The 25,377-nt window shown below is 74.3% G+C and carries 25 protein-coding genes, 1 pseudogene and 1 riboswitch; of the genes and pseudogenes, 2 read left to right on the forward strand and 24 right to left on the reverse strand.

Features of this window, described 5'->3' with window-relative positions; translation table 11 throughout:
* Nucleotides 1-22 precede the first annotated feature (22 nt).
* Nucleotides 23-256: a hypothetical protein gene (locus tag ABZ570_RS16975; RefSeq protein ID WP_358063687.1), complete on the forward strand. Its 234-nt coding sequence runs from the start codon at nucleotides 23-25 to the stop codon at nucleotides 254-256.
* Nucleotides 257-329: 73 nt separating this feature from the next.
* Here ABZ570_RS16975 and pheT read toward each other — a convergent pair whose 3' ends face one another.
* The 17 genes from pheT to rpe form a co-directional block, all read right to left on the reverse strand.
* Nucleotides 330-2,879, reverse strand: coding sequence for a phenylalanine--tRNA ligase subunit beta (gene pheT, locus ABZ570_RS16980; RefSeq protein WP_358063690.1), 2,550 nt, complete (start codon nucleotides 2,877-2,879; stop codon nucleotides 330-332).
* Nucleotides 2,880-2,919: 40 nt separating this feature from the next.
* The gene (pheS, locus tag ABZ570_RS16985) at nucleotides 2,920-3,993 is read right to left on the reverse strand and encodes a phenylalanine--tRNA ligase subunit alpha (protein WP_358063693.1); all 1,074 of its coding nucleotides are present in this window, start codon (nucleotides 3,991-3,993) and stop codon (nucleotides 2,920-2,922) included.
* Between the two features lie 214 nt (nucleotides 3,994-4,207).
* On the reverse strand, nucleotides 4,208-5,047 hold the full coding sequence (locus tag ABZ570_RS16990; protein ID WP_358063696.1) for an RNA methyltransferase: 840 nt from the start codon (nucleotides 5,045-5,047) through the stop codon (nucleotides 4,208-4,210).
* Nucleotides 5,048-5,079: 32 nt separating this feature from the next.
* Entirely contained in the window at nucleotides 5,080-5,472 is a 393-nt protein-coding gene (rplT, locus tag ABZ570_RS16995; RefSeq protein WP_089008309.1) for a 50S ribosomal protein L20, read from the reverse strand.
* 32 nt (nucleotides 5,473-5,504) lie between these two features.
* Nucleotides 5,505-5,699 (reverse strand): 50S ribosomal protein L35, encoded by a 195-nt coding sequence (gene rpmI, locus ABZ570_RS17000; protein WP_358063700.1) that lies wholly within the window; start codon nucleotides 5,697-5,699, stop codon nucleotides 5,505-5,507.
* A gap of 18 nt (nucleotides 5,700-5,717) precedes the next feature.
* Nucleotides 5,718-6,353, reverse strand: a complete 636-nt coding sequence (gene infC, locus ABZ570_RS17005) for a translation initiation factor IF-3 (protein ID WP_073835293.1) — start codon at nucleotides 6,351-6,353, stop codon at nucleotides 5,718-5,720.
* Nucleotides 6,354-6,686: 333 nt separating this feature from the next.
* The gene (locus tag ABZ570_RS17010) at nucleotides 6,687-7,157 is read right to left on the reverse strand and encodes a PH domain-containing protein (RefSeq protein ID WP_358063704.1); all 471 of its coding nucleotides are present in this window, start codon (nucleotides 7,155-7,157) and stop codon (nucleotides 6,687-6,689) included.
* Between the two features lie 26 nt (nucleotides 7,158-7,183).
* Nucleotides 7,184-8,146 carry a DMT family transporter gene (locus tag ABZ570_RS17015; protein WP_358063707.1) on the reverse strand — a complete coding sequence of 321 codons (963 nt, stop codon included), beginning with the start codon at nucleotides 8,144-8,146 and terminating at the stop codon, nucleotides 7,184-7,186.
* Nucleotides 8,143-8,988 carry an ATP phosphoribosyltransferase gene (gene hisG / locus ABZ570_RS17020; protein ID WP_358063710.1) on the reverse strand — a complete coding sequence of 282 codons (846 nt, stop codon included), beginning with the start codon at nucleotides 8,986-8,988 and terminating at the stop codon, nucleotides 8,143-8,145. Before hisG ends, ABZ570_RS17015 begins: the two co-directional genes overlap by 4 nt.
* Nucleotides 8,989-9,036: 48 nt before the next feature.
* Nucleotides 9,037-9,309: a phosphoribosyl-ATP diphosphatase gene (locus ABZ570_RS17025; protein ID WP_358063713.1), complete on the reverse strand. Its 273-nt coding sequence runs from the start codon at nucleotides 9,307-9,309 to the stop codon at nucleotides 9,037-9,039.
* A 609-nt stretch (nucleotides 9,310-9,918) separates the two neighbouring features.
* Nucleotides 9,919-10,416, reverse strand: a complete 498-nt coding sequence (gene ribH / locus ABZ570_RS17030; RefSeq protein ID WP_358063716.1) for a 6,7-dimethyl-8-ribityllumazine synthase — start codon at nucleotides 10,414-10,416, stop codon at nucleotides 9,919-9,921.
* A gap of 2 nt (nucleotides 10,417-10,418) precedes the next feature.
* Complete coding sequence (locus ABZ570_RS17035; RefSeq protein WP_358063719.1) at nucleotides 10,419-11,684, reverse strand: bifunctional 3,4-dihydroxy-2-butanone-4-phosphate synthase/GTP cyclohydrolase II; 1,266 nt, start codon at nucleotides 11,682-11,684, stop codon at nucleotides 10,419-10,421.
* Nucleotides 11,681-12,376 carry a nicotinamide riboside transporter PnuC gene (gene pnuC, locus ABZ570_RS17040; protein WP_358063722.1) on the reverse strand — a complete coding sequence of 232 codons (696 nt, stop codon included), beginning with the start codon at nucleotides 12,374-12,376 and terminating at the stop codon, nucleotides 11,681-11,683. Before pnuC ends, ABZ570_RS17035 begins: the two co-directional genes overlap by 4 nt.
* Nucleotides 12,376-12,990, reverse strand: coding sequence for a riboflavin synthase (locus tag ABZ570_RS17045; protein ID WP_358063725.1), 615 nt, complete (start codon nucleotides 12,988-12,990; stop codon nucleotides 12,376-12,378). The genes pnuC and ABZ570_RS17045 overlap by 1 nt, the downstream gene beginning before the upstream one ends.
* A gap of 2 nt (nucleotides 12,991-12,992) precedes the next feature.
* Complete coding sequence (ribD, locus tag ABZ570_RS17050) at nucleotides 12,993-14,054, reverse strand: bifunctional diaminohydroxyphosphoribosylaminopyrimidine deaminase/5-amino-6-(5-phosphoribosylamino)uracil reductase RibD (protein ID WP_358063728.1); 1,062 nt, start codon at nucleotides 14,052-14,054, stop codon at nucleotides 12,993-12,995.
* A gap of 168 nt (nucleotides 14,055-14,222) precedes the next feature.
* Nucleotides 14,223-14,395, reverse strand: a riboswitch (FMN riboswitch).
* A gap of 81 nt (nucleotides 14,396-14,476) precedes the next feature.
* On the reverse strand, nucleotides 14,477-15,433 hold the full coding sequence (locus ABZ570_RS17055) for a response regulator (protein ID WP_358063731.1): 957 nt from the start codon (nucleotides 15,431-15,433) through the stop codon (nucleotides 14,477-14,479).
* A 1-nt stretch (nucleotide 15,434) separates the two neighbouring features.
* Nucleotides 15,435-16,115, reverse strand: a complete 681-nt coding sequence (gene rpe / locus ABZ570_RS17060; protein ID WP_358063734.1) for a ribulose-phosphate 3-epimerase — start codon at nucleotides 16,113-16,115, stop codon at nucleotides 15,435-15,437.
* Between the two features lie 214 nt (nucleotides 16,116-16,329).
* Here rpe and ABZ570_RS17065 point away from each other — a divergent pair, with 214 nt between their 5' ends.
* Nucleotides 16,330-17,220, forward strand: coding sequence for a septum formation family protein (locus ABZ570_RS17065; protein WP_358063737.1), 891 nt, complete (start codon nucleotides 16,330-16,332; stop codon nucleotides 17,218-17,220).
* 55 nt (nucleotides 17,221-17,275) lie between these two features.
* Here ABZ570_RS17065 and ABZ570_RS17070 read toward each other — a convergent pair whose 3' ends face one another.
* The 7 genes and pseudogenes from ABZ570_RS17070 to ABZ570_RS17100 form a co-directional block, all read right to left on the reverse strand.
* Nucleotides 17,276-19,003 carry a M28 family peptidase gene (locus tag ABZ570_RS17070; RefSeq protein ID WP_358063740.1) on the reverse strand — a complete coding sequence of 576 codons (1,728 nt, stop codon included), beginning with the start codon at nucleotides 19,001-19,003 and terminating at the stop codon, nucleotides 17,276-17,278.
* A 316-nt stretch (nucleotides 19,004-19,319) separates the two neighbouring features.
* Nucleotides 19,320-20,726 carry a transcription antitermination factor NusB gene (locus tag ABZ570_RS17075; RefSeq protein ID WP_358063767.1) on the reverse strand — a complete coding sequence of 469 codons (1,407 nt, stop codon included), beginning with the start codon at nucleotides 20,724-20,726 and terminating at the stop codon, nucleotides 19,320-19,322.
* Between the two features lie 101 nt (nucleotides 20,727-20,827).
* Nucleotides 20,828-21,754, reverse strand: a complete 927-nt coding sequence (fmt, locus tag ABZ570_RS17080; RefSeq protein WP_358063743.1) for a methionyl-tRNA formyltransferase — start codon at nucleotides 21,752-21,754, stop codon at nucleotides 20,828-20,830.
* A 4-nt stretch (nucleotides 21,755-21,758) separates the two neighbouring features.
* On the reverse strand, nucleotides 21,759-22,319 hold the full coding sequence (gene def / locus ABZ570_RS17085; protein ID WP_358063746.1) for a peptide deformylase: 561 nt from the start codon (nucleotides 22,317-22,319) through the stop codon (nucleotides 21,759-21,761).
* A gap of 42 nt (nucleotides 22,320-22,361) precedes the next feature.
* A pseudogene (locus ABZ570_RS17090) lies at nucleotides 22,362-22,652 on the reverse strand (cytochrome P450); the annotation flags it as partial.
* Between the two features lie 9 nt (nucleotides 22,653-22,661).
* The gene (locus ABZ570_RS17095; protein WP_358063749.1) at nucleotides 22,662-23,645 is read right to left on the reverse strand and encodes an AAA family ATPase; all 984 of its coding nucleotides are present in this window, start codon (nucleotides 23,643-23,645) and stop codon (nucleotides 22,662-22,664) included.
* Nucleotides 23,646-23,914: 269 nt separating this feature from the next.
* The coding region (locus tag ABZ570_RS17100) for a primosome assembly protein PriA (protein WP_358063752.1) at nucleotides 23,915-25,377 on the reverse strand (1,463 nt) is incomplete at its 5' end.

Consider the following 25,377-nt stretch of genomic DNA (forward strand, 5'->3'; position numbering starts at 1 on the left):
CCGGGCGGAGGAGAATGCCGAGATGGAGTTCCTGCTCGCCTTCGCGGTGACCGGGCTGGCCGCCTCCGGCGGCTGGATCGCCTGGGCCGCCGTCCGGAGCTGGTCGCGCATCCGGGACCGTCGGCACGAGTTGCGGCTGGCCCGCGCCCGGGCGGCGGCCGACATCCGCCGGGCCGAGCTGGCCGCGCAGGTCCGCGAGATCGAACTCGCCAACGAGACCTACCAGGACTTCGTCCGGCGCCACCCCGAGCGCTGAGCGACGGGCCGGCGGTGGTGGCGGCCGGCACGAGCACGGCCGCCACCATCAGCCATCCGCCGGGCGGTACCGGTCAGGCGCCGCGCAGGGTGGCGCCGAAGCGCCGGGCCGCCTCGGCCACCGCCGCGTCCCGAGCGGCCACCGCCTCCTCGACGGTGAGCGTCCGGTCCGGGGCGCGGAACGTCAGCTTGTACGCCAGCGACTTGCGGCCCGCGCCGAGCTGCTCGGAGGCGTACACGTCGAAGAGCCGGACGTCCTCCAGCAGTTCGCCGGACCCCTCGACGAGGGCCTTCTCGACCTCGGCGGCGGGCACCGACTCGTCCACCACCAGCGCCACGTCGATCAGCGCGGGCGGGAAGGTGGAGACGGCCGGGCCGGCCACCATCGGCGCCGGGGGCAGCGCGTCCAGGTTCAGCTCCATGGCGCAGGTGCGGCGGGGAAGCTCCAGCGTCGCCACCACGGCCGGGTGCAGCTCGCCGGCGTACCCGACCGCCGTGCCGTCCACCAGCAGCTCGGCGCAGCGGCCGGGGTGCCAGGGGGCGCGCTCGACGGCCCGGACGGTGACCCGGTCGGCCGGGATGTCGGCGGCGGCGAGGACGGCCCGGCCGGCCTCGACGGCGTCCGCCCAGCCGGCCGCCCGGCCCGCGCCCCACCAGCCGGCCGGCTCGACGTCGCCGGCCAACGCCACGGCGACGTGCCGCGGCTGGTCCGGCACCACGGCGTCGGCGGCCGCGAACTCCTCGTCGCTGGGGCGGCGGTCCACGCCCATGGCCGGCGGGGCGCCGGCACCGGGACGCGGGTGGAACACCGCGCCGATCTCGTAGATCGCCACGTCGCGCTGGCCCCGGCCGACGTTGCGCTTGAGGATGCCGAGCAGCGGGCCGAGCAGCGTGGTACGCAGCAGCGGCTCCTCCTCGGACAGCGGGTTCGCCACCCGCACCGCCGGGCGGCGCGGGTCGTCCGCCGGCAGGCCGAGCTGGTCGGCCAGCTCGCCGGAGACGAACGGGTGGGCGAGCACCTCGACGTACCCGCGCTCGGCGAGCGACCGGGCGACCGCCCGGCGGCGCTGCTGCTGCCAGGTGAGGCCGCGGCCGGGCGGCGCGGTGGGCAGCACCGACGGCACCCGGTCGTACCCGTCGAGCCGGACCACCTCCTCGACCAGATCGGCCGGATCGGTGAGATCCGGCCGCCAACTCGGCGGCGTCACGGTGAACACCTCACCGCCGCCGGCGACGGGCACCCCGACCTCGCCGGGGTCCTCGCCGAGCCGGTCGGTGCCCCGCTCGACCGTGCAGCCGACCTGCTCCAGCAGCTCGACCACCCGCTCCGGGGAGTACGCCACCCCGACCCGCCGCGACGGCAGGTCGGCCGGCAGGGTGACCGGGGTACGCGGCCGGACGTGGTCGATGTCGAGGATCTCCGCGCCGGTCGTGCCGCCCCCGTGCTCGGTGAGCAGCCGGACCGCCTTCTCCAGCGCGACCAGCGGCAGGGCCGGGTCGACGCCCCGCTCCCAGCGCTTGGCCGCCTCGCTGAACAGCCGGTGCCGGCGGGCGGTGCGGCCCACCATGGCCGGGTCCCAGTGCGCCGCCTCGAAGAGCACGTTCGTGGTGGCGGCGACCACCTCGCTGGTCTCGCCGCCCATCACGGCGGCGAGCGAGATCGGGCCAGTGTCGTCGCAGATCACCATGTCCTCGGCCGACAGCGTGCGGGTGACGCCGTCGAGGGTGGTGAGCTTCTCCCCCGGCTCGGCCCGGCGGATCACCAGCGGGCCGCTGACCCGGTCGGCGTCGAACGCGTGCATGGGCTGGCCGAGTTCGAGCATCAGGTAGTTGGTGATGTCGACCGGCAGCGAGATGCTGCGGATGCCGGCCACGGTGAGTCGCTGGGACATCCAGCCGGGCGTCTGCGCGGTCGGGTCGACGCCGCGGACCATCCGGGCGGCGAACCGGTCGCAGCCGACGGTGTCCCGCACCTGCACCGGGTACGCCGGCTCGGCGGTGCCGCCGGGCGCCGGGATCGCGGCCGGGTCGTGGAACGGCACACCGAGGGCGTGCGACAGCTCGCGGGCGATGCCGCGCACGCTCAGCGCGTACCCCCGGTCCGGGGTGATCTCCAGGTCGACCACCACGTCGTCGAGGCCGACCACCGGGCGGGCGTCGTCGCCGGGCTGGGCCTTGGTGTCCTCGGGCAGCACGATGATGCCCGAGTGGTCGTCGCCCAGGCCCAGTTCCTTCGCCGAGCAGATCATGCCGTTGGAGTTGCGGCCGTACGTCTTGCGCGCGCCGATGGCGAAGTTGCCGGGCAGCACGCCGCCGGGGAGGATCACCACCACCCGGTCGCCCGGGGCGAAGTTGCGCGCCCCGCAGACGATCTCCTGCGGCTCGCCGGTGCCGTTCGCGGTGCCGACGTCGACCCGGCAGAACCGGATGGGCTTCTTGAAGCCGGTCAGCTCCTCGATCTCCAGGACCTCACCGACCACCAGCGGGCCGGTGACCGACTCCCGCAGGTCCTCGATGGACTCGACCTCGACGCCGAGGTCGACCAGCGCCTGCTCCAGGTCACCGGAGGGCAGGTCGGCGGGGAGGTCGACGTACTCCCGCAGCCAACTGACAGAAACTCGCATGACTATTTGACCACCGTCTCCGTTAGCTCGTTGGCGCCGTTCAGACCCCGAACGCGCGGGTGAACCGCACGTCGCCCTCAGCCATGTCCCGCATGTCGCTGACCCCGTGCCGGAACATCACGGTCCGGTCGATGCCCATGCCGAACGCGAATCCGGAGTAGACCTCCGGGTCGATGCCGCAGGCGCGCAACACCCGCGGGTTGACCATGCCGCAACCGCCCCACTCGACCCACCGCGGCCCGTCCCGGTGCTCCGGGAACCACACGTCGAACTCGGCCGACGGCTCGGTGAACGGGAAGTAGTGCGGCCGGAACCGGGTCTTCGCGCCCTCGCCGAACATGGCCCGGGCGAAGTGGTCCAGCGTGCCGCGCAGGTGCGCCATCGTGATGCCCTTGTCCACCACCAGGCCCTCGACCTGGTGGAAGACCGGAGCGTGGGTGGCGTCCAGCTCGTCGGTGCGGTACACCCGGCCGGGCACCACCACGTAGATCGGTGGCTTGCGGGTCAGCATGGTGCGCGCCTGCACCGGCGAGGTGTGGGTGCGGAGGACAAGGCCCGAGCTCTCGGCCCCGGGCGGCGGGGCGATGTGGAAGGTGTCCATCAGGCCGCGCGCCGGGTGGTCGGCGGGGATGTTCAGGGCGTCGAAGTTGGTCCACTCCAGCTCGACCTCGGGCCCCTCGGCGATCTCGTAGCCCATCCCGATGAACAGGTCGCTGATCTGCTCCATCACCGTGCTGATCGGGTGGCGGGCACCACGCGGCCGGCGGTCGTACGGCAGGGTCACGTCGACCCGCTCCTCGACCAGCACCCGCTCGGCCTGCTCCCGCTCCAAGACCTCCAGGCGGGCGGCGTACGCGGTCTCGATGGCGCGGCGGGCCTCGTTGACCCGCTTGCCGGCGTCGGCCTTGGCGGCCGGCGGCAGCGCGCCGATCTCCCGGCGGGCGAGCGAGACCGGCGCCCGGTCACCGAGGTGCGCGGGGCGCAGCGCGTGCAGCGCGTCCGGGTCGGTGGCGGCGGCGAACGCCTTCTCGGCCTCGGCCACGGCCTCGGCCAGGGCGTCCGGGTCGAGCAGGGCGACCTGCTTCGGGTCGTACGGATCGTTGCGGTAGCTCATGGCGAACGGGCACTCCCTCACGGCGGCGCCGGCCCTCACGGGCGGCTAGGCGAGTCTACGGACGCGCGGCTTCGCCGCAGCCCGCCGGTGGGGAGATACGCAGGAGGAAGGGTCAGGCCCGCCGCCCGCCGACACCGGCGGGCTGGCTAAACGAACGCCGTGACGCGGTCATCACGTGGACGACTCCCCTGCTGTGTGCGCGCGTGACACAAGGTCAGCGCAGTGCTCTCGCTGAAGCGTACAGGCAGACGGCCGCGGCCGCAGCCAGGTTCAGGCTCTCGGCGCGCCCGTGCAGCGGCACCCGGACCCGGGCGTCGGCCGCGGCGGTCAGCTCCTCGGGCAGGCCGTGCGCCTCGGAGCCGAACAGCCAGGCGGTGGGGGTGGCGAGCCGGCCGGCGTCGGCGAGATCGTCGAGGTCGCTGTCGCCGTACCCCGTGGTGGCGAAGACCGAGAGCCCGGCCGCCCGCAGCGCGTCGACCACGGCGACCGGGTCGGCGGCGCGGACCACGTCGACGTGGAACAGGCTGCCGGCGGAGGCCCGCACGCACTTGCCGTTGTACGGGTCGACCGCGTCGCCGGCGAAGACCACGGCACCCGCGCCGGCCGCGTCGGCGGTGCGCAGCACCGTGCCGGCGTTGCCCGGGTCGCGGATCTCGGCGAGCACCGCGACCAGCCGCGGCCGGCCCGCGAGGGCCTTGTCGAGGGGTACGTCGAGGTGCCGGCAGACGGCGACCAGACCCTGCGGGGCGACGGTCTCCGCGAGCGCCGCGAGGGCCTCCTCGGTGACCTCGGAGACCGGCACGTCGACCCGGGCGGCTTCGGCGGCGAGATCGGCGTACCGGTCCAGGGCGGCCGGCGTGCCGAACAGCTCGACGACGGTGCCGGCGCGGGCCAGGGCCTCGCGGACGGCCTGCGGCCCCTCGGCCAGGAACCGGCCGGTGGTGTCCCGGTCGCGGCGGCGGTGCAGCCGGCAGGCCGCGACGACCCTCGGGGTACGCGGGGTGAACGGGCCGGAGACAGCGTCGAGGCGCCTCCCGCGCGATGGTGTGGGCATGGGAGACGCCTCGATCTGCTGCTGCGGGTGGATCAGGCGGCCTGGGCCGCGGCGCCACCGGTGCCCTCGGCCGCCACGGCGGCACGGGCCAGCTCGACGATCGCGGCGAAGGCCGCGGCGTCGTTGACGGCCATGTCGGCCAGGATCTTGCGGTCGACCTCGATGCCGGCCAGGCGCAGGCCCTGGATCAGCCGGTTGTAGGTCAGGCCGTTGGCCCGGGCGCCAGCGTTGATCCGCTGGATCCAGAGCTGCCGGAAGTCGCCCTTGCGGTCACGACGGTCCCGGTAGGCGTACTGCATCGAGTGCAGCACCTGCTCCTTGGCCTTGCGGTAGAGGCGGGAGCGCTGACCGCGGTAGCCGCTCGCGGTCTCCAGCAGGGTACGACGCTTCTTCTGGGCGTTCACAGCCCGCTTGACGCGTGCCATCTCAACTCCTTCTTCGGTTCAGGTGGCGCGCGTCAGCGGCCGAGCAGCTTCTTGATTCGCTTGACATCGGCCTTGGCCACCTCGACGGTGCCGGTCAGCCGGCGCGTACGGGTGGAGGGCTTCTTCTCCAGGTTGTGCCGCATGCCGGCCTGCTGGGCAACGACCTTGCCCTTGCCGGTCACCCGGACCCGCTTGCCCATGCCCGTGTGGCTCTTCATCTTCGGCATTGGAACGTCTCTCCCCTGTTACTGGCCGCTGGTGTCAGCGGTCGTGCCGGTCTCACCGGCTGCTGCGGTCTCGCCGGCCTCCGGAGCGACGGATTCCTCCGCGGCCCGCTCCCGGGGCGCCCCGCCCCGGGAGGCCGTCGCGGCGACCGCGGCGGCCTTGGTGGCGCGGTGCGGCGCGAGCACCATGATCATGTTGCGGCCGTCCTGCTTCGGCGCGGCCTCGACGTACCCCAGCTCCGAGATCTCGGACTCGAGCCGGCGCAGGAGCCGGTAACCCAGCTCCGGGCGGCTCTGCTCGCGACCGCGGAACATGATCGTCACCTTGACCTTGTCGCCGGCCTTGAGGAACCGCACCACGTGACCCTTCTTGGTCTCGTAGTCGTGCGGATCGATCTTCGGCCGGAGCTTCATCTCCTTGATGACGGTCTGCTGCTGGTTACGCCGCGCTTCGCGCGCCTTCAGTGCGCTCTCGTACTTGAACTTGCCGAAGTCCATGAGCTTGCACACCGGCGGGCGCGCCATCGGCGCAACCTCGACCAGGTCCAGGTCGACGTCCGCGGCCAGCTGAAGGGCGCGCTCCAGCGGGACGATGCCCACCTGCTCACCTTCAGGGCCGACCAGTCGGACCTCACGTGCCCGGATCTGCTCGTTCACGCGTGGTTCGACGCTGATGGGGCCTCCTCGAGTCGAGTCTCCTACGGGTGCCGACTCCGCGGGCTCCCGGGCGGGAGCCGACCCGGAAAGCAGAAGGCCCCGGCGCATGCCAGGGCCCACTCGACCGGTCGGCACGATCACATGATCGCGCATCCGGAGCCGGGATGTGCCCGGAACCGGGGACCGGACCCGGCCACCTGTGCGGCGACTCGGGTGGGAGCAGGCGCTCCGCTTCAGGACCGCCCACCCGTCAGGGACGGGGACGGTCTGGTCGACTCGGCAACACTACACCCTCGCCCCAACAACCCCAAACCGGGGCGGCGGCCGGGCGGGTCAGCGGGCGGCGGGGTCGCCGGCCACGGTGGCCAGGTGGGCCTGGTGCAGGCGGCGCAGGGCGCGTACCGCCTCGACCGCGCGCTCCTTGTCGGCGGCCTGGAGGGCGACCATCGGCAGCAGGTCGTCGTCGTACAGCTCCAGGCTGGCCCACGGGGCGCCGCGGTCGAACCGGACCCCGCGGATGACCTCCCAGGGCAGCTCGTGGGAGCCGATCACGTTGCGGACCTGGACGCCCCTGGCGTCGGCCACCACCCTGGGCCGGGTGAAGAGCAGGATGCCGAGGGCGCCGAAGACGCCCAGCCCGATCATGGCGAGCTGGTCGCCCCGCTGGAACGTGCCGTAGCCGTTGCCGACGCCCCCGGTCAGCGAGGTGGCCACCAGGCCGAACACCAGCAGCAGGGCGGCGGCCGACACCCAGCAGACCAGCCGGATCCGGCGCGGTCGCACGGTCACCACTGAATCGCTCACGCCACTGAGCCCGATGGTTCGCTCGCTCACCCGACCAGTCTGCCATCCGGCTCGGGCTCGGGTTCCGCCGCCACACGGACGGGCGCGCGCCGCGACACGCCGGCCACCAGCACCGCCACCGCGGTGAGCGCGGCGCCGGCCAGCACCGGCCAGCGCGCGTCGGCGCCACCGGGCAGCGCGAGATCCAGCACCAGGGCGCCGCCGAGCTGCCCGGCGACCAGCGCCAGCCCGGTCCGCAGCACCCCGGCCGCGCGGACGCCGACCAGCAGGGCGAGGACGATGCCGACCCCCAGCAGGCCGCCGAGGTACAGCCACCACTGCCCCGGCCAGTGCGGCCCCGCGGCGAACGCCCCGACCAGCGCGGCCACGACGAAGATGGGCGGGGTGCTGACGGCGAAGTTCACCGCGATGCTGGCCGCGGTGGTCCCGGCGGCGGAGACCCGGCCGTTCAGCGCGGACTGCAGGGCCACCGCCAGCCCGCCGGCGACGGCGAGCAGGAGCAGCCCCACCGCCAGGTCACCGACCGGGCGGCCGAGCTGGGCGAGGGCCACCGCGGCGATGCCGAGCAGCCCTCCGGCGACCCGCGGCACGGTGAGCGACAGCCGCCCCACCGGGGACAGGCCGACCCGGTCGACGGCCAGCCCGCCGAGGCTGCCGCCGGTCACCTGGGCGATGGTGAACACGGCCACCCCGAGCACGGGCACGACGTACGCGCCGATCATCACGATCGCCGCGCCGCCGAGCCCACCCAGGTACGACCACCAGGGCAGACCGGCGCGGCGCAAGGTGGCCAGCCCGGCCCGCATCGACGGGACCACGAACAGCCCGACCAGGACGAGGAGGCAGCCGCCGAGGTTGTTGACCACCGCGCCGAGCATCGGGTCGCCGGCCCGCTGCCCCAGCTCGGCGTTGACCAACCCCTGGGCGGCCGAGGCCACCCCGCCGAGGACCACCAGCGACAGGGCGGCCGGAGCCGGCAGCGGCCTCACAGCCGGCAGGCGTGGATGTTGGTGACCAGGATGGCCCGGGCGCCCAGCTCGTAGAGCTCGTCCATGATCCGGTGCACGTCGTCGCGCAGGACCATCGCCTGCACGGCGACCCAGCCCTCGCGGTGCAGCGGGGAGACGGTCGGCGACTCGATGCCGGGGGTCAGCGAGCTGGCCCGGTTGAGCAGCCCGGCCGGCACGTCGTAGGCGAGCATCACGTAGCGGCGGGCGACCAGCACGCCGTGCAGCCGGCGCAGCAACTGGTCGGCCTGCGCGCAGCCGGGGGCGCCGATCCGGCGGACCAGCACCGCCGAGGAGCGCAGCAGCGGCTCCCCGAACACCACCAGCCCGGCCTGGCGCAGGGTGGTGCCGGTCTCCACCACGTCGGCGACCACGTCGGCCACGCCGAGCCGGATGGCGTTCTCCACCGCGCCGTCCAGGCGGATCACCTCGGCCTTGACGCCCAGCTCGGCCAGGTGCCGCTCGACCAGGCCGGGGTACGCGGTGGCGATCCGGTGCCCGCCCAACTGCTGGACGGAGTCCACGTCCTCCGGGCGGGCGGCGAACCGGAAGGTGGCGCGACCGAAGTTCAGGTCGACCACCTCCTCGGCCGGCGCGCCGGAGTCGACCAGCAGGTCCCGCCCGGTGATGCCGACGTCCAGGTCACCGGAGCCGACGTAGGTGGCGATGTCCTTGGGACGGAGGTAGAAGAACTCGATGTCGTTGGTCTCGTCCCGGCAGACCAGGTCCTTCGGGTCGGTGCGCTGGCGGTAGCCCGCCTCGCGCAGCATCTGGGCGGCCGACTCGGCCAGCGCGCCCTTGTTCGGTACGGCGACACGCAGCATGGGTGGAGTGCTCCTTTGATCGATCGGCTGATCGGCGGACGGCGGCACTCAGAGATGTCGGTAGACGTCCTTCAGCTCGAGACCGGTGGCGAGCATCAGCACCTGGACCTGGTAGAGCAGCTGGGAGATCTCCTCGGCGGTCCGCTCCGGGCCCTCGTGCTCGGCGGCCATCCACGACTCGGCCGCCTCCTCGACGACCTTCTTGCCGATGAAGTGCACCCCCTTCTCGAGCGCGGCGACCGTGCCCGAGCCCGGGGTGCCGGCGGCGGCCTTGGCCTGCAGCTCGGCGAACAGCTCCTCGAACGTCTTCACAGCAGGCAATTCTTCCAGCCGGCCGGCGGGGCCACGTGCGGCGGGTCGGTCAGCCCGCTGGCCGGGACGACCCGCCCGGCCGCTCGGCCTGGTCGACTACCGGCTGCTGTACGGCGAGATCGGGGCGCTGCTGCTGGCCGCCGCTGGCTACCTGCTCACCGGCCGGCGCCTCACCGCCCCGTCCGCCGGCCCCGCCCCGGCCACCGGCCCCTCGCCCGATGCCGACCGGGCGGCCGAAGCCGCCGTGCCGGTCCACGCCGGCTGACGACGCGGAGAGCTGTTGCCGAGCGTTGCCTTTCGAGCTGATGTCGGCAACGACTCAACCGGCGGCATCTCGTGGCAGGCGGGCCGGCCGCGCGCGATGCGCGCCGGCGCGCCATGCGGACCGGCCGCAGGCCATGCGGACCGCCCGCGCGCCATGCGGACCGCCCCGCGCCTCGGCGGCCCGCGACGGTTTCGGTGAGTCCCGCGAGGTTCTTGAGTCGTTGGTGCTCTCAGCTCGAAAGGCAGCCGGACGGCGTCCGCCGGGGAGCCAGCTGCCGGCCCGGCCACCGGCGGGTCGGCACCGGGATCACGCCGCCCTCGCGCCGCTCCCGGTGACGGGTGACGGGTGACGGGTCAGGCGAAGCCGAGGCGGTGGCCGCTGGTGGCGTCGAGGCGGCGGATGGCCAGCGCGGCGTCCAGGGCCGCGACGGTGGCCGCCCAGCCCTTGTCCTCCGCCGAGCCGGGCAGGCCGGCCCGGTCCCGGGCCTGCTCGATGCTCTCCACGGTGAGCACCCCGTGCGCCACCGGCTTGCCCTCGTCCAACGCGACCCGGGTCAGCCCCTCGGTCACCGACTTGCAGACGTAGTCGAAGTGGGCCGTCGCGCCCCGCACCACCACCCCGAGCGCGACCACCACGTCGTACCGGCGGGCCATCGCCTGGGCCACCACGGGCAGCTCCACCGAGCCGGCCACCCGGGCCACCACGGACCGCGCGCCGCACGCCTCGGCGGCGGCCACCGCCCGCTCGACCATGTGGTCGGTGAGGTCGCCGTGCCAGCGCGCGGCCACGATGCCGACGGTCAGCCCGGCGGCGTCCACCGAGGTCACGCCCGGTTCCCCGAAACCCGCCATCGCTACGCTCCGATCTCGTCGCCGGCGACCGGGCGGCCCATCGGCGCCTCGGTCACCTCGTCCAGCCCCTCCAGGAGGTGGCCCATCCGGTCCCGCTTGGTCCGCAGGTAGCGGACGTTCTCCGGGTTCGACCGGACGGGCAGCCCCTCGCGGCCGCTCACCGTGAGGCCGTACCCCTCCAGGCCGGCCCGCTTGGCCGGGTTGTTGGTCAGCAGCCGCATCGAGCGGACGCCCAGGTCGTAGAGGATCTGCGCGCCGGTGCCGTAGTCGCGCGCGTCGGCGGGCAGCCCCAGGTCGAGGTTCGCGTCCACGGTGTCCCGGCCCTGGTCCTGCAGCTGGTACGCCTGCAGCTTGTGCAGCAGCCCGATGCCGCGCCCCTCGTGCCCGCGCACGTAGAGCACCACCCCGCGCCCCTCCTGGGCGACCCGGGCCAGGGCGGCCTGCAGCTGCGGGCCACAGTCGCAGCGCAGCGAGCCGAAGACGTCGCCGGTGAGGCACTCGGAGTGCACCCGGACCAGCACGTCCGCCCCGTCACCGAGGTCGCCCATGACCAGCGCCACGTGCTCGGCGGTGTCGTGCTCACTGCGGTAGCCGAGCGCCCGGAACACCCCGTACGGGGTGGGCATCCGCGCCTCGGCGACCTGCTCCACCTGCTTCTCCGTACGTCGCCGGTAGGCGATCAGGTCGGCGATCGTGACCAGGGTCAGCCCGTGCTCGGCGCAGAACTTCTCCAGGTCCGGCAGGCGCATCATGGTGCCGTCGTCGTTGACCAGCTCGCACAGCACCCCGGCCGGGCGCAGGCCGGCCAGCCGGGTCAGGTCGACAGCCGCCTCGGTGTGGCCGGGCCGGCGCAGCACGCCGCCCACGCGGGCCCGCAGCGGCACCACGTGCCCCGGGCGGGCCAGGTCGGCCGGGCCGGTCGACGGGTCGGCGAGCAGCCGGATGGTGTGCGACCGGTCGGCGGCCGAGATGCCGGTGCTGACCCCCTCCCGGGCGTCCACGGTCACCGTGTACGCGGTGCCCCGCCGGTCCTGGTTGGTGTGGTGCATCGGCGGCAGGTCCAGCCGGTCGCACTCGCTCTCGGTGAGCGGCACGCAGATGTAGCCCGAGGTGTAGCGGACCATGAAGGCGACCAGCTCCGGGGTGGCCAGCTCGGCCGCGAAGATCAGATCGCCCTCGTTCTCCCGGTCCTCGTCGTCGACCACGACGACGGGCCGGCCGGCGGCGATGTCCGCCACCGCCTGCTCAATGCTGCCGAACATGGTCATGCCACAGCCTCCGAGTACGTCGGCGGGATCGGGGTGCGGGCCGGCGGCGTGGCCCGGGAGGTACGCCACCAGGCGGCCAGGCCGGCCACGCAGAACCCGCCGTAGACCAGATACATCGCCGCCGACGGATAGAACCCGCCGCCCAGCAGCAGTGGAACGCCGACCGCGTCGACGGCGATCCAGATCAGCCAGAACTCCACCCAGCCGCGGGCCATGCCGTACGTGGCGAGCAGGCTGCCGACCAGGATCCAGGCGTCCGGCAGCGGCCCCCACGACCCGAGCGCCGCCAGCACCGGGTACGCGGCCGCGGTGCCGGCTGCCGCGGCGGCGAGCAGGCCGAGCCGCTCCCGGCCGGTGGCCCAGCGCGGGGTGACCGCCGGCTGCTCCCCGCCACCGGCGCGCCGGTTACGCGACCAGCGCCACCAGCCGTACAGGCTCACCGCGAAGAAGAACACCTGCCGGCCGGCCTGGCCGTAGAGGTCGTGTGCCTGGGGCGTGGCGAAGGCGCCACCGAGGAACACGGTGAACAGCAGGGCGTTGCCGATCATGCCGACCGGCCAGGCCCAGACCAGCCGGCGCAACCCGAACAGCGCGGAGGCGAGGCCGAAGACGTTGCCGACGACCTCCCGGACCAGCACCGGCGAGCCGCCGATCTGGAACTGGGCGTCGAGCAGCCAGCCGAGCGGGCCCATCAGCGGGCACCTCCCGCCGCCCGGTCGCCGAGCAGCCGCTCGACGTACTTGGCGAGCACGTCCACCTCGAGGTTGACCGGGTCGCCGACGCCCTTGGCACCGAGCGTGGTGAGCTTGAGGGTGGTCGGGATCAGCCCGACGGCGAACCAGTCGTCGCCGACCCCGGCGACGGTCAGCGAGACGCCGTCGACGGTGATCGAGCCCTTCTCCACCACGTACCGGGAGAGCACGGCGGGCAGCCGGAAGCGGACCGTCTCCCACTGGGCGGCCGGCTCCCGGGACAGGATCTCGCCGACCCCGTCGACGTGGCCCTGGACGATGTGCCCGCCGAGCCGGCTGTTCAGTGCGGCGGCCCGCTCCAGGTTGACCGGGTCGCCCGGGCGCAGCGCCCCGAGCGCGGTGCGTCGCAGGGTCTCCCCCATCACGTCGGCGGTGAAGACGCCGCCCCCGTCGACGTCGACCACGGTCAGGCAGACCCCGTTGACGGCGATGGAGTCGCCGTGCCGGGCGTCCGAGGTGACCAGCGGGCCGCGGATGGCGACCAGCGCGGAATCGCCCCCCGTCTCGGTGGTCCGGACGACCTCGCCCAACTCCTCGACGATGCCGGTGAACATTGTCAGGCCTCCCTCTTCCGGGGCAGCGCGGTGATCCGCAGGTCGGGGCCGATCTGCGTCACGTCGGTGAGTTCCAGGTCGATGACGTCGGCGATGGTGGTCACGCCGGCGTCGAGCAGCGCGGTCGGGCCGGCGCCGAGCAGCTTCGGCGCGACGTACCCGACGACCTTGTCGACCAGGCCGGCGGCGAGGAACGCGCCCGCCAGCCGGGGGCCGCCCTCCAGCAGGGCGGCCCGGACGCCGCGGTGGTGCAGCTCCGCGAGCAGCGCCGGCAGGTCCACCCGGCCGTCCGGGCCGGCGCCGACCTCGGCGGTGGTGGCGATCCACGTCCGGGCGGCGCCGTCGCGGACCCGGGCGTCGGCCGGGGTACGCCCCGAGCTGTCCACCACCACGCGCAGCGGCTGCCGGATGGCCAGGGTGCCGTCGCGTAGGTTGCGGGCGGTGAGCCGGGGGTCGTCGGCGAGCACGGTGCCCACTCCGACGATCACCGCGTCGACGGTGCCGCGCAGGGCGTGCACGTCGGTCCGGGCGGCCTCCGAGGTGATCCACATGCTGGTGCCGTCGGCCGCGGCGGAACGCCCGTCGAGGGTGGCGGCGTACTTCCAGATCAGGTAGGGCCAGCCACGGCGCATCGAGGTGAGCCAGGCGACGTTGCCGGCCTCGGCCTCCTCGGCGCGTACCCCGAACTCCACCTCGATCCCGGCGGCGCGCAGGGTCGCCGCGCCGCCGGAGGCGACCGGGTTGGGGTCCCCGACGGCGATCACCACCCGGGCGACGCCGGCCGCGATGAGCGCGTGGCTGCAGGGGCCCGTGCGGCCGGTGTGGTCGCAGGGTTCCAGGGTGACCACGGCGGTGCCGCCACGGGCCCGGCTGCCGGCCTGGGCGAGGGCGACGATCTCGGCGTGCGGGCCACCCGCGTACGCGTGGAATCCCTCGCCGACGATCTCACCGTCGGCGTCGAGCAGCACGCAGCCGACCACGGGGTTGGGGCTGGTGGTGCCGAGGCCACGGGCGGCCAGGTCGATCGCGCGGCGCATCGCCTCGTCAACGGAGACGCTCGCCATCGTCCGCCCCTGTCCTCTCGCTCGCCGGTGTGCGCGGGCGGGGCTGGGAGGTGGCGACACGGATGCCGCGGATCAGCGGCGGCGGAGATCCGGGGACGGCACAGCCGACCCCGGGGAGCCCACGCGACGGCTGGCGGTGCCAGCGGCCGGCAGGGGCCTCCCCGTCCCGCGCGCTGTCTCCCATCCGGACTGTCTGGGGGCGGACCAGCCGCACCCCAACCGTCGGCCCCGGATTTTCACCAGGTCCACCGTCCGGCCGAAGCCGTCCGGGTCGCGGGCTTACCACGGTCGGGCCGTGGATCACCGCCGGTTCGGAATTTCACCGAGCCCCGCCAGCGCGTGGTGGGTACACGGGAAGTCTTACACGTTCGGCGGGGGATGTCGCCACAGAGGCGAGGTAGTTCACAGGGAGAACAGGCGTGTCACGGTACGCCCCGGCGGCGGTCGACCGCGACGTACGAGCCGGGCTGGCTCTTGGCGACCGACTTCATCTCGGAGGCGACGGCGATCGCCTCCCGGGGGTCGGTGAAGCGCTTGTTGGCGTCGGAGAGGGACACCCCGATGGAGAGGGTGACCAGGGCGGCCCGGCGGACGTTGCCCCGCCGGTCCTTCAGCTCGACGAAGCCGCGTTCCCGGTCGACCGGGTCGTACAGGGCGTCGGCGGCCTTCTCGAAGTCCTCCACGGCGCGGAAGGTCAGCGGGCGGACCTGCTCCGGGGCGCAGACGATGACGAAGTCGTCGCCGCCGACGTGGCCGAGGAACGCCGGCGGCAGGCCGATCGACACCACGGCCCGGTGCAGGCTGCGGGCCAGGGCGGAGATGAACTCGTCGCCGCGGCTGAAGCCGTACCGGTCGTTGACGCTCTTGAACCGGTCGATGTCGATGTACCCGACCGCGTAGTCGGCGCCGTTGCGCACCCGGTCGCTGATCTCGCGCCGGATCCGGCTGTTGCCGGGCAGCCCGGTCAGCGGAGAGACCTCGCGGAACTCCTTGTAACGCCGCAGGGTGGAGTTGACCCGGGCCACCAGTTCCAGGGTGTCGAAGGGCTTGACCAGATAGTCGTCGGCCCCGACGCTGAGCCCGTTGACCTTGTCCTGGGTCATCCCCTTCGCGGTCAGCATGATCACCGGCAGCGCCGAGGTCATCGGATCGGCGCGCAACCGGCGGGTCAGTTCCAGGCCGTCGATGCGCGGCATCATCAGGTCGACCACGGCCAGGTCGGGCCGCTGCCGCGCGATCACCTCGAGCGCCTCCAGGCCGTCGCTGGCATGCAGCACCTCGAAGCCGTGCAGGCGCAGGTTGAACTCGACGAACCGCACGATGTCGTCGTCGTCGTCGACGACCAGGACGACGTCGGGTCGCTCGCCCGCGGGGTCCACCTCAGGCCCCGGAGGCCGCGCGTTCCGCCAGCGCCCGCAGGCGGCGTACCGCCTCGGCGGGGTCGTCGGCGCCGTAGACCGCGGTGCCGGCGACGAAGGCGTCGGCGCCCGCCGCGGCGGCCTGCTCGATCGTGTCGGCGCCGATCCCGCCGTCGACCTCGATCCGCAGCTCCAGGTGGCCGCTGTCGACGTGCCGTCGGGCGGTGCGCACCTTCTCCAGCAGGTGCGGAATGAACCGCTGCCCGCCGAAGCCGGCCTTGATCGTCATGATCAGCAGCGTGTCGAAGCTGGGCAGCAGCTCCAGGTACGGCTCGATCGGGGTGTCCCGGTCGATCGCCAGCCCCGCCTTCGCCCCGGCCGAACGGAGATCCTTCGCGAGCGCCACCGGGTCGTCGCACGCCTCGGCATGGAACGTGACGTTGTACGCCCCGGCGTCGGCGTACCCGGGCGCCCAGCGGCGCGGGTCCTCGATCATGAGGTGCACGTCGAACGGCAGCTCGGTCGCCGCGCGCAGGCTCTGCACCACCGGCAGCCCGATGGTCAGGTTCGGCACGAAGTGGTTGTCCATGACGTCGACGTGCAACCAGTCGGCGGCGTGCTCGACGGCGCGGACCTCGTCGGCGAGGCGGGCGAAATCGGCGGCCAGGATGCTGGGCGCGACGATGGGCGGCGGTACGGTCACCGGGCCAGTGTACGAACGCGCTCCTTCGCCGATCGCGGCGCGGCACCCCGGCCCGGAGGGACTCCCCGTCACCTGAGCCCGTTGCCGTATGCTGCACCGCCGTGGCACGAGTGCAAGGAAGGGCCCCTTCTCGACGCCTTCGGTAGAGAAGGGTCCCTTCTCACCGGTGTCCGGTGCGGGGCGCGGCCACGATCGACGGGGAGGTCGGTGCGGGATGCGGCGATGGTGGACGGCGGCGGCCGTGGGTGTGACGGCGGTGCTGGCGCTCGCCGGGTGCGGCGCGCCGGCCGGCGTGGACCGGGACCTGACCGACGACTGGCGCGCTCTCCCGCCCGCCGAGGCGTTCGTGCCGGCGGTCGGGGTCTGCCACCCCACGATCCAGGACGTCGGATACCTCAGCGGCTACAACCCGATCGACTGCGCCACCTCGCACCGCGCCGAGACCCTGCACGTCGGCACGCTGACCGGTGCCGACGCCGGCCGGGGCGCTCCCCCGCGCGCCGGCTCGAACGGAAGGCGGGCCGCCCAGGCCGAGTGCGACCGGGAGGTCCGCAAGGCCATCGGCGCCGACTGGCGTTCGGGGCGGCTCCGGCTCACCGTCGTCTTCCCCTCGGCGCTGGCCTGGAGCGGTGGCGCCCGCTGGTTCCGTTGCGACCTCTTCGAGGTGGCCAGCCTGGACGACGACAACGTCACGGCCCGCACGGCCACCCTGCGCAACGCCCTGAAGGCGGGGTCCCCGCTGGCCCTGGGCTGCTTCGACCCGAAGTTCAGCAAGGACGACATCGAGGAGATGCGCCCGGTCGCGTGCACCGCGAAGCACCACGCCGAGTTCGTCGGCGTCTACCCGTTCCCCGACGTCACGTACGCGGAGTTCCAGCGCAGCTCGCTGCGGGCGCACAAGGCCTGCCGGGGGCTGATCGCGACGTACGTGAAGGTGCCGAACAACAGCGACCTGCAGTACCGGGCCGGCACGATCATCTACCACCCCGTCGAGGAACAGTGGAACGACGGCGACCGCGGGGTGCAGTGCTTCCTCTGGCTGGAGAACCGGACGCTGACCCGCTCCCTGAAGGGCGCCGGCAGCAAGGGCCTGCCGATCCGCTGACGGCGGGTGGGACGGGACCGCCGCTGCCGGTCGGCCCCACCCCACCCGCGGCCGGTCAGCTGACCTGCAGCGTGACGTCGTCGATGACGAAGCTGGTCTGCAGGTACACGTCCTCCACGCCGGTCCACTTCAGGGTCACCGTCTGCCCGGCGTACGAGGCCAGGTTGAAGGTGCGCTGCGTGTAGCCGGTGGCGGCGTTGAGGTTCGAGTAGGTCGCCAGCGTGGTGCTGCCCACCTGGACGGTCAGCGTGTCGTACGCCGTCGTCGAGGTCGTCTCCGCCGTGTCGATGTGCAGCCAGAACGCCAGGGTGTAGCTGGAGCAGCCGGCCGGGAGGGTCACCGACTGCGACAGCGTGTCGGTGTGCGAGCTGCCGTACCCGTCCAGCCACGCCTTGTACGACCCGGTCCGCGCCGGCTGGCCCTGGGCGTTGGTGATCACACCCGACGTCGCCGTCCACGGCGTGGTGCCGGACTCGAAGCTGCTGTTGCCGATGAGCTGCCCGCCGGCGCAGCCGCCGGTGCCGGTGACGGTGAGGCTGTAGCTGGCGCTGCGGGTGGTCGACCCGGTGCCGGTCACCGTGATGGTGTACGTGCCGGTGGCCGCCGTCGACGAGGCGGTGACCGTCATGGTGGCCGAGCCGCCCGAGGTGACCGACGACGGGCTGAAGGACACCGTCACCCCGCTGGGCGCACCCGTGGCGGAGAGGCTGACGGTCTGGGCGCTGCCGCTGGTGGTGGCGGTGCTGACGGTCGCGGTGGTGGAGCCGCCCCGGGCCACGCTGCCCGAGGTCGGGCTCACCGAGACGGAGAAGTCGTTCGTCGGGGTGCCGCCGACCCCGAGCTGCCAGATGGCGTACGCGACCCCGTCCGCGGCGCGGTTGAGGATGGTCGCGTTGATGTTGGCGGTGGTGTCGCAGGACCTGTGGTAGCAGGAGTCGTACGCCGCGCCGACGGTGCCACCCCACTTGCTGGCCTGGGCGGAGGTCTTGGTGTAGCTGGCACCGGCCGCGTAGCCGGAGGTGGGGATGCCGGCGTTGGCGAAGGAGTAGTCGTCGGAGCGGCCCTGCCCCTCGGTGTTCTCCTCGGGCTGGAGGCCGAACGAGTCCCAGTACGCCTTCAGCGGCGCGGCCGTGGTCGAGGTGATTCGGTTGATGAAGTAGCCGCCGTTGGGCGAGGCGACCATGTCGAAGTTGTAGTACGCCTTGATGTACCCCTTCTGGGTGGTGCTGAGCGAGTTGACGTAGAACTTCGAACCCTGCAGGCCCTGCTCCTCGCCGTTCCACCAGGCGAACCGGACCCGCTTGGACATGGTCGGGTTCTGCTGCGCCAGCACCAGCGCGTTCTCCAGCAGCGTGGCCGAGCCGGAGCCGTTGTCGTTGATGCCCGGGCCGGCGGAGACGCTGTCCAGGTGCGCGCCGAACATGATGACCTGGTCGGCGGGGCCCTGCGGCCACTCGGCGATCAGGTTGCTCGCCGGGTAGGTGCAGCTGGTGCAGGTCTGCTCGGTAACCGTGTAGCCGGCGGCCTGGAGCTTGGACTTCACGTAGCTCACCGAGGCGGTGTAGCCGGCCGAGCCGGCCCGCCGGTTGCCGCCGTTGCTGGTGGCGATGGTGTTGAACTGGGTCAGATGGGCCTGGACGTTGGTCACCGAGATGTCCGGTGCGGCGGCCAGCGCGGGAGCGGCGGCGACCGGGGCGGCGGAGGCGGGGGCGCCGGCCAGGGTTGCCGTCACGGTGGCGAACAGGGCGAGTGCGAGGCCCGCGGTCGGGGTGCGGCGTCTCATGGGGACTCCTCGTGGGGGTCGGCGGGGTGTGCGGTGGGGTGGCGCGACCGGTGGGCTCAGCTGGGAGCCTCGGCGTCGACGAACTGCGGTCGAAACAGTTACATGTATCGATCAGAGAAGTCAACGGCGTGTCACAACCGGTGGACGTTCGCCCGCTTTCGCACGTGCCGGCGGAACGGTCGTACCGGCCGCGCGGACCGGACCCGCGCCGCGTCCGCCGGGCGGACGGGCCGGGCCACCGGGGTACGCCCCGGACGACGCGACCCGGGGCAGGTCTCCTGCCCCGGGTCGCGGGTGGCACGGGTTGCCCCGGGGATCAGCCCCGGCGCAGCACCGCCAGGAACATCGCGTCGGTGCCGTGCCGCTGCGGCCACAGCTGTACGGTCGGCCCGTCCCCGAGCCCGGGCATGCCGGCGGGCAGCAGGGGCCTGGCATCGACGAAGTCGATCGGGAAACCGCAGCGGCGGGACGCCTCGGTCACCGTCACGTGCGTCTCCACCACGTGCGGCGAGCAGGTCACGTACGCGACGACCCCGCCCGGCCGGACAGCGCGCAGCGCCGCGGTGAGCAGTTCCCGCTGCAGCCGGGTCAGCGGCGGCAGGTCCGACGGCTGGCGCCGCCAGCGGGACTCCGGCCGGCGCCGCAGCGAGCCGAGCCCGGTGCACGGGGCGTCGACCAGTACCCGGTCGAAGTGCCCCTCCGCCAGCTGCGGGTCGGCGCCGACGGAGCGCCCGTCGGTGTTCAGCACGGTCACCGGCAGGCCCCGGGTGGTCTGGGCGACCAGCCGGGCCCGGTGTTCGGCGACCTCGACCGCGGTGAGCCGGGCGCCGCGCTGCGCGGCGAGCGCGCCGAGCAGGCCGGCCTTGCCGCCCGGGCCGGCGCACAGGTCCAGCCAGCGGCCGTCCGGGCCGTCCAGCGGCGCGACCGCGAGCGCGTTCGCCACCAACTGGGAGCCCTCGTCCTGGACGTGGGCGCGCCCCTGCGCCACCGCCGGCAGCTCCCCCGGCGCGCCACCGGGCAGGTAGACCGCGTACGGGGAGAACGCACCGGGGGCACCGCCGACCTCGTCGGCCAGCTCCACCGGGTCAGCCAGGCCCGGACGCGCGCACAGGTGCACCGGCGGCCGCTCATTGTCCTCGATGAGCAGGCGAGCGGTCTCGCCCAGGTCGCCGCCGAGCGCCTCGGCGAACGCTCGGACGATCCACTGCGGATGGCTGTACGCCAACGCGAGGTGACCGATCGGGTCGGTCTCGGCCGACGGGGCGAGCTTCGCCACCCAGCCGTCGACATCGCGGCCCGCCACCTCGCGGAGCACCGCGTTGGCGAAGCCGGTGGCTCCGGGGCCGACGGCCCGGACCAGGTCCACCGTGGAGGAGACCGCCGCGTGCGCCGGCACCCGGGTGTGCAGCAGCTGGTACGCCCCGAGCCGGAGCGCGTCCCGCACCGGCGGATCGATCCGCTGCACGTCCCGGCCGGCCGCGTCGGTGATGATCGCGTCCAGCGTGCCGGTGTGGCGCAACGTGCCGTAGGTCAACTCGGTGGCGAACGCGGCGTCCCGCCCGGTCAGCCCCTCGTCGCGCAGCATCGCCGGCAGCACCAGGTTGGCGTACGCGTCGTCCCGGTGCACCGCCGCGATCGCCTGGTACGCGACGTGCCGGGGCAGGTCGACGGCAGGCCGGACCGGGCGACGGCCCCGCCGGTCGGCGCGGTCCCCCGCGCCCACGCCACGGGTGCGCCGGACGTCGTCGGCGCGGGACGGACGGGCGGCGGACCCGCCGCGCGGGCGGTCCGAGAAGGATTCGCCTCCGGGCGCGGACGGCCCGGTCACGCGAACTCCTCGCCGGCGGCGACCCGGGCGCCACGCGCCCAGTCGCTCGCCGACATGGCCTTCTTGCCTGCCGCCCGCACCTCACCGAGCCGCACCGGGCCGGTGGCGGTGCCGGCCAGCACCCGGGACTTCTCGACCAGCAGCTCGCCGGGCTTCAGCTCCGGACCGTCGGCCACCGGGGTGACCGGGCCGAGCTTCACCCGGTCGCCGCGGAACGTGGTCCACGGGCCGGGCGCGGGGATGCAGGCGCGGATCCGCCGGTCCACCGCGAACGCCGGGTCGCTCCAGCGCACCCGGGCGTCCTCGACGGTCAGCTTGGGCGCGAGGGACACCCCGTCGGCGGGCTGCGGCTCGGCGCGGGCGGTCCCGGCCGCCAGCGCGTCGAGCACGGCCACCAGCAGGCCCGCACCCGCGTGGGCGAGCCGCTCCAGCAGGTCGCCGGAGGTGTCGGTGGCCCGGATCTCGTCGGTGACCGTGCCGTACACCGGGCCGGTGTCCAGCCCCTCCTCCAACTGGAAGACGCTGGCCCCGGTCAGCTCGTCACCGTGCAGCACGGCGTGCTGCACGGGGGCCGCGCCGCGCCAGGCGGGCAGCAGCGAGAAGTGCAGGTTGATCCAGCCGTGCCGGGGAATCTCCAGGGCCACCGGCGGCACCAGCGCCCCGTACGCGACCACCGGCACGCAGTCCGGGGCCAGCTCGCGGAGCCGGTCCAGGAACTCGGGCTCGCGCGGCTTGGCCGGGGTGAGCACCTCGACGCCGTGCGCGTCGGCCCAGGCGCCGACCGGGGAGCGGACCAGGCCCCGCCCCCGCCCGGCCGGCGCGTCGGGGCGGGTGACCACGGCCAGCAGCTCGTGGCCGGACGCGGCGATGGCGTCCAGGGCGGGAACGGCGACGGCCGGCGTGCCGGCGAAGATCAGACGCACCCGGTCACCGCCCCAGGCCGAACGGGTTGCCGGCGGCGTGCGGGCTGAGCTTGACCGTCGGCGGGGCGGCCGGGTCGTACCAGTCGGCCTGGCGGATCGCCTTCATGGCCGTCTTCCGGCCGGCCGGGTCGAGACGGTCGACGAAGAGCACCCCGTCGAGGTGGTCGGTCTCGTGCTGGACGCAGCGGGCCATCAGGCCGGTGCCGACGATCTGCATCGGGTCGCCGTAGCCGTTGAAGCCCTTGGCGATGACGTTCTGCCGGCGCTTGGTGTCGAAGTAGAGCCCGGGGATGGACAGGCACCCCTCCGGGCCGTCCTGCTCCTCCTCGTCGGGGAACTCCAGCACCGGGTTGACCAGGTGCCCGACGACGTCGTCCACGTCGAAGGTGAACACCCGCAGGCCCACCCCGAGCTGCGGCGCGGCCAGGCCGGCACCGCCCTGCTCGCGCATCGTGTCGGTCAGGTCGGTGATCAGCCTGCGCAGCTCGGCGTCGAAGTCGACGACCGGGTCGGCCGGCGTGCGCAGCACCGGATCCCCGAACAGACGGATGGGCTGGACGGTCACGCGGGGTGGCTCCTTGTCTGGAACGAGCGGTGTCGTACCAGTCTACGGAGTCGCCCCCGGCGCGCCGGCCGGCGTACCGCGATCCGTGCGCGCCGACACGCCACCCCCGGCGAACCCGTCACCCAGGGTGACCGGCAGGGTGGCGTAGCCGCGCAGGGTGAGCCGGACCCGACGCTCGGGCGGGCCGGCCAGGGTCAGCCCGGGCAGGCGGCGCAGCAGCGGGAACGCGACCTGCGCCTCCAGCCGGGCCAGGCCGGTGCCGAGGCGGTAGTGCGGACCGGCGCCGAACGAGAGCGGCTGCACCTGCGGCCGCCACGGATCGAACCGCGCCGGGGCGCCCGGTCAGGCGCCGGTGCCCGGCTCCCCCGCGAGCACCGCGTCGCCGCCGAGCAGGGCGTGCTCGGGCAGCGGGAGCTGGATGCCGTGCGCGGCCTCCCAGTCGTGGATCACGCTGGGGCGGGCCTGGGCGGCGAAGTAGTCGATGGCGCTCATCCCGCCCACCACCGGCTCGTTCACCTCGCCCACGAGCCGGGCGGGCACCACCGGGAAGCCGCTCTGCAGAGCGGCGCTGAGCCGCCGGTGCCCGTCGACCACGAAGAAGTACTCACCCGTGTAGCCGATGGTCAGCGGGGCCAACGCCTCGTCGCCGGCCTCGGCCACGTCGCCCACGAACTCGGAGTCCCACAGGCCGCGCAGGGTGGCGATGTCCTCGGTCGGGTAGACCCGGGCCGGGTCGAGCAGCAGCAGCGGCGGGGCCTCGTCCAGCACCTCGGCGCCGAGCCGCCCCTCGTAGACGTCGATGATGTGCTGGATCACCTGCTCCGGGTTGGCCCTGGTGGTGTCGCAGATCAGGTCGTAGTTGCGCAGCCGCGCCTTGTCGACGCCGTACCGGATGATGAACCGGCCGCGCTCGCTCTCGCTGCGCTCCTTGAGCTTGGTCCGGGCCTCCTCCAGCGAGGTGTAGCTCTCGGCCGGGCCGGACGGGCGGGCCAGCACCCGCCGGGCCGCCTCGCTCGGCTCGGTGATCATGTGCACCTTGAGCGCGTCGGTGAAGAAGTGCCAGGCCAGCCGGGAGTCCATGACCAGGCGCTCGCCGGAGGCGGCGATGTCCCGCTGGAGCTGGTCGACGTACCCGTCGACGGCCTGGTCCAGCTCGGCGTGCAGGTTGAGCTGGAGAGCGGTCATCTGCCGCTCCTGGGCCATCTGCCGGTAGAGGTCGCCGACGCTGACCCGGCGCAGCCCCAGCCGCTTGGCGATCTCGACGGAGACGGTGCTCTTGCCGCTGCCGAGGTCACCGTTGAAGACGATCGATTGACAAAGGGTCACGAGTGGTCCACCCCTGCTCACCGGCTGATTGACATCATCGATTCGGCGCCGGCTCGACGAGCTGCCGCCGCTGTCGCGCCAGCCTCCCGACAGCTCCAGCTCGGCGCGTCTGGCGCCGCGCCGCGACCTGGAGTCATCGTGCGCCCGGGCATGACGGGCGATGCTATCACGCGTCTTCCACCCATTTGCCGGACGCGGTGTGCGACGACTCCCTGGTCAGCGGGGCCGCCGCCGGTTTCCGTCCGGCGCCGTCCCGCCTGGGGGACGGCTCAGAACAGGGTGAGCGGGTCGACCTGGAGGCGGACCGGGTCGGCGGCCTTGCGGGCACTGCGTCGCCCGGCGGCCGCGTGCAGCGTCTCGGCGAGGGCGGCGGCCCGGGCTCGCGGAACGCGGACCAGCATCCGCTCCCGCCCCTCGTCGGCGGGGACCGGGCCGAGCAGCTCGGCGCCGTCGGGCAGCCGGACCCCGGCGAGCAGGTCGGCCACCGCGTCCGCCGGGCCCGTCACGCTGGCCATCCGCACCGCCGGCGGGAAGCCCAGCTCACGCCGCTCGGCCAGTTCCCGGGCGGCGAACCAGGCGGCGTCCCAGCGCAGCAGCGCCTGCACCGGCGCGAGGGCACCGTCCGCGACCACCACCACCCGGCCGCCTGCCGCCCCCGGCCGGGCCAGCGCGGCGGCGGCCAGCCAGCGACGCAGCGCCTCCTCGCCCGCGCGCAGGTCGGCCCGGGTGAGCAGCGCCCACGAGTCGAGCAGCAGCACCGCTCCGTAGCCGCCCTCGGCGACCGGCTCGGCGCCCGGCGTGGCGACCACCAGGCCGGCCCCGCCCGGCACCGCGCTCAGCACCTCCTCTCGGCCCGAGGTGCGCACCGGCACGCCGGGGAAGGCACGCCCCAGCTCCTCGGCGGTCCGCCGGGCGCCGGTGACTGCGGCGCGCAGCCGCCGCCCGCCGCACTCCGGGCAGGCGTACGCGGCAGCGGCCCGGCCGCACCAGCGGCAGGTGGGCACCCCGTCGGCGGCGGGCAGCGCGAGCGGCCCGGCACAGTGCGGGCAGCGGGCCGGCGTACGGCAGTCGGCGCAGGCAACCGACGGGAGGTAGCCCCGGCGGGGCACCTGCACCAGCACCGGCAGGTCGGCGCGGAGCGCGTCCCGGGCGCTGGTCCAGGCCAGGCTGGGCAGCCGGGCGGAGGCCGCGCCGGGGTCCCGGGCCAGGTGCGGGTCGTCCCCGGTCGGCGCGATCGCCGGCATCCGGGTCCGTACGGTCGCCCGGTCGGCGACCACCTCCCGGGCCCAGCGGGTCTCCACCAGCAGCTGCGCCTCGGCGGTGCGGGCGTACCCGCCGACCAGGGCGGCCGTCTCGCCGAGCTGGGCCCGGGTGAGCAGCACCTCCCGGGCGTGCGGGTAGGGCGCCCGGGGCTCGGCGTGCAGGTCGTCGCCGTCGTCCCAGATGGCGACGAGGCCGAGCCGGTCGACCGGAGCGAACATCGCCGCCCGGGTGCCGATCACCACCGGCACGTCGCCCCGCCGGGCGGCGAGGAAGGCCCGGTACCGCCGGGCCGGACCGAGCGCGGCGGAGAGGCAGACGTGCCGTCCCGGCCCGAGGAGGCCGGTCAGCGCCGCGTCGAGGCGGTCCAGGTCGCGGGCGTCGGCCACCACGACCAGCGCCCCCCGGCCGCCGGCCACGGCGGCGGCCACCGCGTCGGCGTACCGGGCGGCCCAGTCCTCGCCGGGCAGGG

Source organism: Micromonospora sp. NPDC007271 (assembly GCF_040634005.1).
GTDB lineage: Bacteria > Actinomycetota > Actinomycetes > Mycobacteriales > Micromonosporaceae > Micromonospora.

Bases quoted from the DNA above. Each gene is read 5' to 3' on its own strand.
- ABZ570_RS16975 (WP_358063687.1), top strand. From the start codon at position 23: ATGGAGTTCCTGCTCGCCTTCGCGGTGACCGGGCTGGCCGCCTCCGGC.
- pheT (WP_358063690.1), bottom strand. From the start codon at position 2,879: ATGCGAGTTTCTGTCAGTTGGCTGCGGGAGTACGTCGACCTCCCCGCC.
- pheS (WP_358063693.1), bottom strand. From the start codon at position 3,993: ATGAGCTACCGCAACGATCCGTACGACCCGAAGCAGGTCGCCCTGCTC.
- ABZ570_RS16990 (WP_358063696.1), bottom strand. From the start codon at position 5,047: ATGCCCACACCATCGCGCGGGAGGCGCCTCGACGCTGTCTCCGGCCCG.
- rplT (WP_089008309.1), bottom strand. From the start codon at position 5,472: ATGGCACGCGTCAAGCGGGCTGTGAACGCCCAGAAGAAGCGTCGTACC.
- rpmI (WP_358063700.1), bottom strand. From the start codon at position 5,699: ATGCCGAAGATGAAGAGCCACACGGGCATGGGCAAGCGGGTCCGGGTG.
- hisG (WP_358063710.1), bottom strand. From the start codon at position 8,988: ATGCTGCGTGTCGCCGTACCGAACAAGGGCGCGCTGGCCGAGTCGGCC.
- ribH (WP_358063716.1), bottom strand. From the start codon at position 10,416: ATGGCGGGTTTCGGGGAACCGGGCGTGACCTCGGTGGACGCCGCCGGG.
- ABZ570_RS17035 (WP_358063719.1), bottom strand. From the start codon at position 11,684: ATGACCATGTTCGGCAGCATTGAGCAGGCGGTGGCGGACATCGCCGCC.
- pnuC (WP_358063722.1), bottom strand. From the start codon at position 12,376: ATGGGCCCGCTCGGCTGGCTGCTCGACGCCCAGTTCCAGATCGGCGGC.
- ABZ570_RS17045 (WP_358063725.1), bottom strand. From the start codon at position 12,990: ATGTTCACCGGCATCGTCGAGGAGTTGGGCGAGGTCGTCCGGACCACC.
- ribD (WP_358063728.1), bottom strand. From the start codon at position 14,054: ATGGCGAGCGTCTCCGTTGACGAGGCGATGCGCCGCGCGATCGACCTG.
- ABZ570_RS17065 (WP_358063737.1), top strand. From the start codon at position 16,330: ATGCGGCGATGGTGGACGGCGGCGGCCGTGGGTGTGACGGCGGTGCTG.
- ABZ570_RS17070 (WP_358063740.1), bottom strand. From the start codon at position 19,003: ATGAGACGCCGCACCCCGACCGCGGGCCTCGCACTCGCCCTGTTCGCC.